The sequence below is a fragment of the Nitrosomonas sp. genome (genome assembly GCF_043753625.1).
Taxonomy (GTDB): domain Bacteria; phylum Pseudomonadota; class Gammaproteobacteria; order Burkholderiales; family Nitrosomonadaceae; genus Nitrosomonas.
This window is the reverse complement of the sequence record NZ_JAYUWI010000105.1, coordinates 1-11,200: the sequence shown is the minus strand read 5'-3', so window position 1 is coordinate 11,200 and position 11,200 is coordinate 1. Positions and strand designations below refer to the sequence as shown.

9 protein-coding genes, 1 tRNA gene and 1 pseudogene are annotated in these 11,200 nt (G+C 39.7%); 2 read left to right on the top strand and 9 right to left on the bottom strand.

Features of this window, described 5'->3' with window-relative positions; translation table 11 throughout:
* Positions 1–126: 126 nt before the first annotated feature.
* Together ACH10T_RS09100 and ACH10T_RS09095 are read left to right on the top strand one after the other, a co-directional pair.
* Positions 127–441 (top strand): DUF3800 domain-containing protein, encoded by a 315-nt coding sequence (locus tag ACH10T_RS09100; protein WP_394808970.1) that lies wholly within the window; start codon positions 127–129, stop codon positions 439–441.
* 192 nt (positions 442–633) lie between these two features.
* Positions 634–1,392, top strand: a complete 759-nt coding sequence (locus ACH10T_RS09095) for an endonuclease/exonuclease/phosphatase family protein (RefSeq protein WP_394808971.1) — start codon at positions 634–636, stop codon at positions 1,390–1,392.
* Positions 1,393–1,428: 36 nt separating this feature from the next.
* Here ACH10T_RS09095 and lon read toward each other — a convergent pair whose 3' ends face one another.
* From lon to ACH10T_RS09050, 9 genes and pseudogenes are all read right to left on the bottom strand, one after another.
* Positions 1,429–3,840: an endopeptidase La gene (gene lon / locus ACH10T_RS09090; RefSeq protein ID WP_394808969.1), complete on the bottom strand. Its 2,412-nt coding sequence runs from the start codon at positions 3,838–3,840 to the stop codon at positions 1,429–1,431.
* 361 nt (positions 3,841–4,201) lie between these two features.
* Complete coding sequence (gene clpX, locus ACH10T_RS09085) at positions 4,202–5,479, bottom strand: ATP-dependent protease ATP-binding subunit ClpX (RefSeq protein WP_394808968.1); 1,278 nt, start codon at positions 5,477–5,479, stop codon at positions 4,202–4,204.
* A 65-nt stretch (positions 5,480–5,544) separates the two neighbouring features.
* Positions 5,545–6,186 (bottom strand): ATP-dependent Clp endopeptidase proteolytic subunit ClpP, encoded by a 642-nt coding sequence (clpP, locus tag ACH10T_RS09080; protein ID WP_394808967.1) that lies wholly within the window; start codon positions 6,184–6,186, stop codon positions 5,545–5,547.
* Position 6,187: 1 nt separating this feature from the next.
* A complete protein-coding gene (tig, locus tag ACH10T_RS09075) occupies positions 6,188–7,492 on the bottom strand; it encodes a trigger factor (protein WP_394808966.1) in 1,305 nt (434 codons plus the stop codon).
* 108 nt (positions 7,493–7,600) lie between these two features.
* A tRNA-Leu gene (locus ACH10T_RS09070) sits at positions 7,601–7,685 on the bottom strand.
* A gap of 57 nt (positions 7,686–7,742) precedes the next feature.
* The gene (locus tag ACH10T_RS09065) at positions 7,743–8,501 is read right to left on the bottom strand and encodes a YciK family oxidoreductase (protein ID WP_394808965.1); all 759 of its coding nucleotides are present in this window, start codon (positions 8,499–8,501) and stop codon (positions 7,743–7,745) included.
* Positions 8,502–8,669: 168 nt separating this feature from the next.
* A complete protein-coding gene (groL, locus tag ACH10T_RS09060) occupies positions 8,670–10,322 on the bottom strand; it encodes a chaperonin GroEL (RefSeq protein ID WP_394808964.1) in 1,653 nt (550 codons plus the stop codon).
* A 57-nt stretch (positions 10,323–10,379) separates the two neighbouring features.
* Complete coding sequence (gene groES / locus ACH10T_RS09055; RefSeq protein WP_103965655.1) at positions 10,380–10,670, bottom strand: co-chaperone GroES; 291 nt, start codon at positions 10,668–10,670, stop codon at positions 10,380–10,382.
* 282 nt (positions 10,671–10,952) lie between these two features.
* Positions 10,953–11,200: pseudogene (locus ACH10T_RS09050) on the bottom strand (integrase core domain-containing protein); the annotation flags it as partial.

Here is an 11,200-nt window from a genome sequence, read left to right as displayed (position 1 = left end):
ACTGATTGATCGTGCTCATGGTTCCTTGTCTCCACGCTCAGTTTTGCTTGCCGCATTGGGTATGAATGACGTTCAACAATTAACGGTGACATAGCCTTGAAGAATTATTAATTTTTCTTTTCTTCAGTGACTACATTTGACGATTACATAGTTTTTGTAGATGAAAGTGTCGATCATAGTCTTACTTCCATTGATCAAAGCTATCCAATTTTTGTTTTGGCTTTTTGCTTGTTTGAGAAAAAGCATTATGCCGAAGAAGTGACACCGGCAGCGCTCAAGTTAAAATTCAAATTCAAATTCAAATTCAAATATTTCGGACATGCTCAGGTAATCTTGCATGAAAACGATATCCGAAAAGCCAGGGGGGTTTTCAATATCCTGCAGAACGCTAATGTTCGAAGTGTTTTTATGGATGATTTGAATATTTTGGTTGAACTATAAATCAAACTGAGACGCTACCCTAGATTCGTTTAAATTTGCCATTTAAAAGCATCCGTGTTATTACTGGTACTCCATTTGCTATTATACTTGACAAAATTAGCTATAAGAATTCAATAGTCATTATATTATGTAGACTCAAGTAATAAGTTCTCTTTATTTGACTTATGAGTGTCACCTAAATTCAGGAACCGTATGTCTAGGGCATCACTAAAAGTTTTAACCTATAACATCCACAAGGGTTTTAGTGCGACCAATCTTCGATTTATCCTTCATGAGATAAAGAATTTATTGCGCCATATCGATGCCGATGTGATTTTTATACAAGAAATACACGGTGAATGCAATATTTCCAATAATCAATTTGATGATTGGCCCAACAATCGACAATTTGAATTTCTTGCAGATCAAGTTTGGCATCATTATGCATACGGTAAGAATGTTATTTATAGATCAGGGCATCATGGTAACGCGATCTTAAGTAAATATCCCTTAATTGAATGGGAGAATATTAATGTTTCTATATTACGATCAGCCAGTCGTAGTCTTTTACACGGGACAGTACAAGTTCCTGGAATTCATCAGAAAGTTCATATCATCTGTGTACACTTAGGATTGTTCGGGCATGAAAGAGAGCGTCAACTTTTAACGCTAGCAAAACGCATCAACTCCCATGTTCCCTCCGATGAACCACTGATTATCGCCGGAGATTTCAATGATTGGCGTGGCCGTGCTGAACACTATCTAAACCGGGACTTAGGCGTTGAGGAAGTTTTTAAAATGACCCATGGCGCGTATGCGCGCACCTTTCCTTCTTGGTTTCCTGTATTATCACTGGATCGCATCTATTACCGCGGATTCAGTGTTATCAGCTGTAATAATCATCTCAACGGTCTACCATGGAAACGATTATCAGATCATATTCCGCTGTTTGCAGAATTTAGGTTAATTTAAAATATCTTTTCATACCAAAAAAATAGAATCTATAACTTAATGTTTGATTGGGGATTCTACTAGTTTTTCCTCACTGGCTGACTGTAAAGCCGACTGTGCACTGTCAGTAGGTAGCTGCTCTGGCTTGTGTTCCAGTGCTAGATCAAGTACTTGATCTATCCATTTAACGGGATATATAGTCAGTTGATTTTTTACATTTGAAGGAATGTCAGTTAAATCCTTTACATTCTTTTCAGGAATAATCACAGCCTTAATTCCACCTCGATGTGCAGCTAGTAATTTTTCCTTTAATCCACCTATCGGAAGCACTTCACCTCTTAAAGTAATTTCTCCTGTCATAGCCACATCCGCTCTCACAGCAATATTTGTCAGAACCGACACCATCGCAACACAAATTCCTATACCTGCGCTTGGTCCATCCTTCGGTGTTGCGCCTTCCGGAAGATGTATATGAATATCATTTTTCTGATAGAAGTCTTCCGCGATACCTAATAACTGAGAACGTCCTCTAACTACAGAAAGTGCAGCCTGAATAGATTCCTGCATAACTTCACCCAGTTTTCCGGTAGTAATGGTTTTTCCTTTTCCAGGTAATACTACAGCTTCAATAGTCAATAGCTCACCACCTACTTCTGTCCAAGCTAGTCCAGTTACTTGCCCTACTTGATTTTTTTCTTCTGCAATACCATATGTGAAACGTTTTACACCCAAGAATTTATCCAAATTACGCGATGTAACAATTATTTTGCTTTTTCCCTTTTTTAGCAACATTGCTTTTACAGCTTTTCGGCAGATTTTTGAAATTTCCCGTTCCATTGCTCTTACACCCGCTTCTCTTGTGTAATAACGAGCAATATCCCGCAATGCAGAATCTGAAACGGCTAGCTCATTCTTCTCGAGGCCATGATTGTGCATCTGTTTGGTTAATAAATAACGTGTGCCTATATTCAGTTTCTCGTCTTCTGTATACCCCGATAATTGGATTACTTCCATGCGATCAAGTAAAGCTGGGGGAATGTTTAGAGTATTCGCTGTTGCCACAAACATAACATCGGATAAATCATATTCCACTTCAATATAATGATCCACAAACGTATTATTCTGCTCTGGGTCAAGAACTTCCAGTAAGGCAGAAGATGGATCTCCACGAAAATCCATACCCATTTTATCTACTTCATCAAGTAAAAATAATGGGTTCTTAACGCCAACCTTACTCATATTGTGTAATATCTTGCCTGGCATTGATCCGATATAGGTTCTCCTATGACCGCGTATCTCAGCTTCATCTCGTACGCCACCCAATGACATGCGTACAAACTTTCTGTTCGTAGCATGTGCAATTGATTGCCCAAGTGAAGTCTTACCAACGCCTGGTGGCCCGACGAGGCATAGAATCGGTGCTTTCATCTTATTCACACGTTGCTGAACAGCTAGATATTCAACAATCCGTTCTTTGACTTTTTCTAAACCGTAGTGATCCTTCTCAAGCAATGCTTCTGCTGCCTTTAAATCATGATTGATCTTACTCTTCTTTTTCCAGGGCAGTGCTACAAGTGCGTCAATGTAATTACGCACTACTGTTGCTTCTGCAGACATCGGAGACATCAAGTGAAGTTTTTTTAATTCTGACTCAGCTTTATTGTTTGCTTCTTTAGGCATTTGAGCAGATTTAATCTTTTTCTCAATTTCATCTATATCTGCACCATCTTCACCTTCGCCTAATTCTTTCTGGATTGCTTTTACTTGCTCATTTAGATAGTAATCACGTTGACTTTTTTCCATCTGCCGTTTAACTCTACCGCGGATACGCTTTTCTACGTGCAGGATATCTAATTCGGTTTCCAACAAACTCAGCAAGTGCTCCAGGCGTTTTAATACATCAAAAATTTCAAGAATTTCCTGTTTTTGCTCAAGTTTTAAGGGCAAATAAGCGGCAATTGTGTCGGCTAGCCGTCCAGCATCATCTATGCCGCCCAACGAGGTAATAATCTCTGATGGAATTTTTTTGTTAAGTTTTACATATTGATCGAATTGGGTCAGAATGGCGCGCCGCGTAGCTTCTGCTTCAGGGTTTTCTGTTATATCAAGCAATACTTGCGATGCTCTTCCAGAGAAATGAGTTTCAGAATCAATTAAATCGAGAATGCGAGCACGATGATTACCCTCTACCAGTACCTTAACTGTGCCATCAGGCAGTTTTAGCATCTGTAATAAGCTGGCTATACTACATACATCATAGAGATCCTCAGGTGCAGGATCATCTTTAGATGCTATTTTTTGAGCAACAAGTAGAATATTTTTATTCGACTCCATTGCAAGTTCAAGTGCTTTAATAGATTTCTGCCTTCCTACAAATAACGGTATAACCATATGCGGAAAAACAACCACATCACGTAATGGTAGGAGAGGCAGTATCAATTGCTCAGAATTCTCGATCAAAGAGGTCATATCTACTCATTTATAAAATTCACAACTGATTGATAAAATATATGCACTAATCAGAAATTCAAGATGGTAATATAAATTTACATTAGCATATATCTGCCAAGCACAAATACTAAAATAGAGGTGTTAAATATACATATTTGTTTTTAATAACACGAATAATAAACCTAGTCCTGAGAGGCGATAAAGAAACGGCTCATTATCTTAAAAAAAGCGAACCATAGAAAAAATATCTGCATTATTACTTAGTATTAAATATAAGACTGAAATATTCATATCATGTATAAAATGTGTTTTTCTCTTATGTTTCTGTCTCTCGAATCGATTTATCAACTTAAATAATATTGATTAGTATTTTGGTCAATTATTTAGAGCGTTTGGCAATCTTGGGTTGGTCAGAATAAATTAATAACGGTTTAATATCCTCATTAGTCGAATTATAGTCAATGACGACCTTAGAAACGTTTTCTAATGATGGGAGATCATACATAATATCCAGCAATATTTCTTCCAGAATTGAGCGTAATCCACGCGCACCTGTTTTGCGTGTCAAAGCCCTTTTCGCTATTGCCTTGAGTGCAGGCTCACGAAATTCTAGGTCTACGCCACCTTCCATGTTGAACATCTTCCAGTATTGCTTAACCAGTGAGTTTCTGGGTTCCGTTAGTATCTGAATTAATGCAGCTTCGTTAAGTTCTTCTAATGTAGCTACAACAGGTAGGCGTCCTACAAATTCAGGAATCAAGCCAAATTTAACCAAATCTTCTGGCTCTACTTGCTGTAAGACTTCATTCATATCCTTTCGAGTATGGTTTTTTACATCCACACCAAAACCAATTCCACCTTTTTCGGTTCGCGCTCTGATCACTTTATCAAGACCATCAAATGCGCCACCACAAATAAACAAAATATTGGTAGTATCAACTTGAATAAATTCTTGATTAGGATGTTTTCTTCCACCCTGAGGAGGAACCATAGCAATGGTTCCTTCAATTAATTTTAATAACGCCTGCTGAACGCCCTCACCTGAAACATCACGTGTAATTGAAGGATTGTCCGATTTACGTGAGATTTTATCTATTTCATCTATGTACACGATACCTCGCTGCGCCTTTTCAGCATCGTAATTACATTTCTGAAGCAATTTCTGAATAATATTTTCAACATCTTCACCAACATATCCTGCTTCAGTCAAAGCTGTGGCATCTGCCATGATAAAAGGAACATCTAAAAGCCGAGCCAGGGTTTGTGCGAGCAGTGTTTTACCTGAACCAGTCGGACCAACAAGTAGAATATTACTTTTTGAAAGCTCAATATCATCAGTGTCGTCTGATTTTGCTACGTTCTTCAGGCGTTTATAGTGATTATAAACCGCTACGGAAAGTATCTTTTTTGCTGATTCTTGCCCAATTACATATTGATCCAGTATTTGGCAGATCTCCCGAGGCACCGGCAAATTTGACTTGACTAATTTTGTCGCTTCATCACCTTGCATTTCTTCACGAATGATGTCATTGCAAAGATCAATACATTCATCGCAAATAAATACAGAAGGACCGGCAATAAGTTTCCTTACTTCATGTTGACTTTTGCCGCAAAAAGAACAGTAAAGAAGTTTCTCGCTACTAGCTTTGTCTGGCATATTATTATCCTACAGTAATCGAGTTTAAATACCCTTTATGGAACAATTTCTTACAAGTATTTCGCTTAATTCGCACTTTCATCTCTATGTGTTAATACTGCATCAACTAGGCCATAATTTACAGATTCAACTGCACTCAAAAAGTTATCACGATCTGTATCCTTTTCTAAATCAGACACTGGACGCCCGGCATGTTTTGCCATAATCTCATTTAATCGAGCTTTAAGATAGAGTATTTCACGTGCATGTATCTCAATATCAGAGGCTTGTCCTTGAAATCCTCCTAGCGGTTGGTGGATCATTACACGTGAATTAGGCAAACAATACCGTTTCCCTTTTGCACCCGCAGTTAGCAACAATGCTCCCATACTTGCCGCTTGACCGATACATAAGGTACTTACATCCGGTTTGATATATTGCATTGTGTCATAAATGGCCAAACCAGCCGACACCACACCACCTGGTGAATTAATATAAAAATGTATGTCTTTCTCTGAGTTCTCAGATTCAAGAAATAAAAATTGTGCTACAACCAAGTTCGCTGTAGCTTCCGTAACAGGGCCTACCAGAAACACCACCCTTTCCTTTAATAAGCGCGAATAAATATCATAAGCACGCTCCCCTCGCCCGCTTGTTTCTATCACCATAGGAATTAAACCCAAATTCTTAGGCTCTAAATCATGAATGTTATCAGATAGTCGCGTCATCTTAGGATATTCCCATCAGCTCATCGAATGTCACAGTTTTATCAATTAATTTAATTTTTTCGAGCGCCCAATTTACTACATTCTCTTCCAGAGCTAATGACTCTGCTTCTTGCAAACGTTCTGCAGAAGCATAATGCCATTTGACTACTTGCTCTGGATTCTCATAACTTTGTGCGGCATCTTCAATTATGTTACGAACTTGTTCGGACGTGGCCTTAAGAGCGTGCACTTTTACAAGTTCTGCCAGAATCAAACCCAGTTTAACGCGATATTCTGCTTTTTCTTTAAAAAAGTCTGACGTAAGTGGTATTTCTTTCGCTTTCATCCCTCGCGCCTCAAGGTCACTTCTCGCATTTTGCATTAATCGATCTTTTTCCTGATTAATTAAAATATTAGGTGCTTCAATTTGAGCAGTATCTAAAAATGCTTGCATAATTTGCTCTTTAATCTTCGATCTAACTCGCTTTGAAACTTCACGCTCAAGATCTCTCTGTATTCCTTCACGCAATTTTTTTATATCTCCGTCGGGTATACCCAGTAACTTGGCAAAATCTGCATCTACATTAGGCAATATCGGTTCTTCCAGCTCTTTTAGTTTTACTTCAAATGTAGCGGTCTTTCCAGCGATATCTTTACCATGGTAACCTTCCGGAAAAACAACATCAAATGATTTATTGTTTCCCGCTTTCATGCCAATCAGCGAAGCTTCGAAATCCTTTAAGAACTTTCCGTCTCCGATTATCAATTGAATATCTTCAGTCCTTCCACCATCAAAATCATCACCATCAATAACCCCATGATAATCGATCTTAGCACGGTCTCCTTTTTTTGCCGAGCGGCTAACTGGTTCATAAATCACGCGCTGCTTACATATCATATCCAAGGTTTTATCAATATCAGTTTCCCCAATCTGCACAGTAGGCCGTTCGATATTTTGCTTGCTTAAATCGCCTAAAACTATTTCAGGATAGACCTCAAATGTTGCACTGACCGTATAGCGTATTTCGTTATCATCTGTTACTTTTGCTTCAAAACGCGGGTACCCGGCAACCTGTAAATTATGCTCATTGACGGTATCCTTAAATTCTTTATGCACAGCGTCATTTAATACATCTTGTTGGACTTGCGCACCGTACATTTGAGTAATTATTTTTAATGGAACTTTTCCAGGACGAAAACCATGTAATTTGGTTGTCTTCGCTAGCCGTTTTAAGCGATTTTCAATTTCATCCTGCAATTTCTCCAGAGAAATTGTAATATCAAAGCAACGTTCTAGTGTACTGAGGTTTTCTACATTTGATCCCATTAAAGTTCCTGACTGATTAAATATTTTTCAATATATTACAATACTATCCGATCATTATTTCTTGAGATTATCGAATAAAAAGCTTTGCGGTAACATACAAATTCCAAATGGTGCGAAAGGGGGGACTCGAACCCCCACACCTTTCGGCGTCAGAACCTAAATCTGGTGCGTCTACCAATTCCGCCACTTTCGCATTTCATTTTAGCTTAGCGATTATACCTTTTAATCTCGTTAACCGCAGCCAGATCATTCAATACTCTGTATAACAAGGGACTGTTTGACCACTCACTCCTTTACTATCTGGTCCCATAAAATATAAATAAGTTGTCATCAAATCTTCAGGTTGCCGCATCGTTTGCTTAATTTCACCTGGGTGAGTTTTAGCGCGCTGCGGTGAGTTAACGATGCCTGGTACAATTGTATTGATCCGCAAATTTGGCATGGATTCCCATTCATCGGCTTGTACTTTTACTAATGCTTCAATACCTGCTTTCACCACTGTAAATCCCCCCCAATAGGCCGATGGCTTATGTCCGTGAGAACTTGACGTCATTATGACACTGGCATCAGGAGAAGCTTTTAACAAAGGAAGACATGCTTTAGTCAAGGCAAAAGGAGTAATCAAATTAATCTGCAGCATCGTTCGCCATTGCTGAACAGTTTGATTTTCTAGCGGGCTGAGACCATGTAGAAATGCAGCGTTATGCAATATTCCATCCAAACGTCCCAACTGCTGTTCGATGGCCTGCGCTATCACCGCAAAATCAGCTTCTTCAGCTTGTTCAAAATCCAATGGATAAATTAGAGCTTGCGCTTTATCGATAGCTTCAATCTCATCATAAACAGATTCCAGTTTTTTTACTTTGCGGCCATGCAAGATCACCGTAGCCCCGTAATTCGCATAGGTTAACGCTGCAGCACGCCCCAAACCTTGCCCAGCCCCCGTGATGAGCACTACACGATCTTTAAGCAGATCTTTCGGTGCCGAATAGTTTTCTAATTTATTCATAATTTAGAATTTATCACGATAAAGTATCTTGAGAGAGAAATAGAACACCTTAATAAGTATCTTTATTCCCTCATTCAGCTCAATAAACATAAAAAAACAGACTCCAATGAAATATTGGAGTCTGTTTTATATCAAAATACTGAGTAGCGTAGGTATGAATACCAATACTTACATATCCATGCCGCCCATACCACCCATACCACCCATGCCACCGCCCATGCCATTCGCGGCACCTGATTCATCCTTAGGCAATTCAGCCACCATCGCATCGGTTGTTAACATTAAACTTGCAACCGAAGCTGCATTCTGCAAAGCATAACGCGTAACTTTTGTTGGATCCAAAACACCCATCGCCACCAAATCTCCATACTCGCTTGTTGCTGCATTGTAACCAAAATTGCCCTTGCCTTCAGCGACCTTGTTAACCACAACGGATGGCTCATCACCGCAATTGATTACAATTTGGCGCAATGGTTCTTCAAGAGCGCGTAAAACAATCTTGATACCGGCGTCCTGATCGTGATTGTCTCCTTTAACCTGCTTGACAACCGGGATAGCACGTAGCAATGCCACACCACCACCAGGAACAACACCTTCTTCTACCGCAGCACGTGTGGCATGTAATGCATCTTCCACTCGCGCTTTTTTCTCTTTCATTTCAACTTCAGTAGCTGCTCCGACTTTAATCAATGCGACCCCACCAGCAAGCTTAGCTACACGCTCTTGCAGCTTCTCTTTGTCATAATCACTGGTGGCTTCCTCTATCTGAGTACGAATCTGCTTAACGCGACCTTCAATGTTGCCGCCATTACCTGCGCCATCAATAATAGTCGTATTTTCTTTACCCACTTCAATGCGTTTGGCTTGACCCAAATCATTCAGTGTGGCTTTTTCTAAAGTCAAACCAACTTCTTCAGCAATGACAGTGCCACCTGTTAGAATTGCAATATCTTCCAACATGGCCTTACGGCGATCGCCAAAACCTGGCGCTTTAACCGCACAAGTCTTAAGAATGCCACGAATATTATTCACGACTAAAGTTGCCAGTGCTTCACCATCCACATCTTCAGCAATAATCAATAGTGGTTTACCCGCTTTGGCTACTTGTTCCAGTATCGGTAACAAATCGCGTATGTTAGAAATCTTCTTGTCGTGTAACAGAACAAAAGGATTGTCCAGCAAAGCTATTTGTTTTTCTGCACTACTTACAAAGTAAGGAGAAAGATAGCCGCGATCAAACTGCATACCTTCAACTACTTCAAGCTCATTTTGCAGCCCTGACCCATCTTCCACGGTGATCACGCCTTCCTTGCCAACCTTTTCCATTGCATCTGCAATGATCTTGCCTATTTCATCATCAGAATTTGCTGAAATACTACCAACTTGAGCAATTTCCTTAGCCGTTGCACAAGGTTTTGAAAGTTTCTTCAATTCACCAATGGCTGCGGTAACTGCTTTATCAATCCCGCGTTTGAGATCCATTGGATTCATGCCTGCAGCAACATACTTCATACCTTCTTTAACAATAGCTTGAGCTAATACAGTCGCAGTGGTAGTACCGTCACCGGCCACGTCAGAAGTTTTGCTGGCTACTTCTTTCAGCATCTGCGCACCCATATTTTCAAATTTATCTTTCAGTTCTATTTCTTTAGCAACCGAAACACCATCCTTAGTAATAGTTGGCGCACCGTAAGAACGATCCAACACAACATTGCGACCTTTTGGTCCTAATGTTACTTTTACTGCATCGGCTAAAATATTAACACCAGCCACCATTCTATGGCGCGCTGAATCACCAAATTTCACTTCTTTTGCTGACATATCTTTTCTCCTAATCTTTCAACACATTATCTTTTGTGGGTTATTGAATTGACACTCTTAGCCTTCAATCACGCCCATAATATCTTCTTCCCGCATGACCAAAAGCTCTTCGCCTTGAACCTTGACAGACTGCCCAGCATATTTACCAAACAATACTTTATCGCCAACCTTAACTTCCAATGGACGAATCTTTCCATCATCTCCAACTTTTCCTTTTCCTACAGCCAGAATTTCACCCTGATCAGGTTTTTCTGCTGCACTGTCTGGAATAACAATACCTGATGCGGTTTTACGTTCATCTTCTAATCGCTTGACGATAACACGATCATGCAAAGGGCGAATTTTCATACTATTTTCTCCTATTAAAATTAAAAACTTGAAATTTTCAAAGTATTTGCACTTTATTCTTGTGAGTCCCGAGACAATTGGCAACATTACAAAAAATAAATTTAGCACTCACTAGCTATGAGTGCTAATAATAGGGGTTATTACTCAGAATTTCAAGCAAGGAGGCACAATTTTTTTACTCCCCATTTGTAAGCGAGGGGATAAACACGGAATAAAAACGAAACAACCCCGGAATTAAATCAGTGAATCGCCTCAGATTTTCAGGAGACATGTTTTCTTGAGTCAAGCTGCATCAGCTGACTCTTCCTGTTGGCGATAATACGCCTTTTCAAATTCTGCCGGTGGGACATATCTGATTGCATCCAGCAGTCTTCGATTGTTGAACCAATCCACCCATTCCAATGTAGCAAATCCCACTTCTTCGATACTGCGCCAAGGACCGCGATGCCGTATGACTTCGGTCTTGTACAAACCATTGATGGTTTCGCTAGCGCGCTGTCATAAGAATCGCCAGTGCTACCAACAGAGGC

Coding starts and splice junctions, on each gene's coding strand:
- ACH10T_RS09095 (WP_394808971.1), top strand. CDS start 634: ATGTCTAGGGCATCACTAAAAGTTTTAACCTATAACATCCACAAGGGT.
- lon (WP_394808969.1), bottom strand. CDS start 3,840: ATGACCTCTTTGATCGAGAATTCTGAGCAATTGATACTGCCTCTCCTA.
- clpX (WP_394808968.1), bottom strand. CDS start 5,479: ATGCCAGACAAAGCTAGTAGCGAGAAACTTCTTTACTGTTCTTTTTGC.
- clpP (WP_394808967.1), bottom strand. CDS start 6,186: ATGACGCGACTATCTGATAACATTCATGATTTAGAGCCTAAGAATTTG.
- tig (WP_394808966.1), bottom strand. CDS start 7,492: ATGGGATCAAATGTAGAAAACCTCAGTACACTAGAACGTTGCTTTGAT.
- ACH10T_RS09065 (WP_394808965.1), bottom strand. CDS start 8,501: ATGAATAAATTAGAAAACTATTCGGCACCGAAAGATCTGCTTAAAGAT.
- groL (WP_394808964.1), bottom strand. CDS start 10,322: ATGTCAGCAAAAGAAGTGAAATTTGGTGATTCAGCGCGCCATAGAATG.
- groES (WP_103965655.1), bottom strand. CDS start 10,670: ATGAAAATTCGCCCTTTGCATGATCGTGTTATCGTCAAGCGATTAGAA.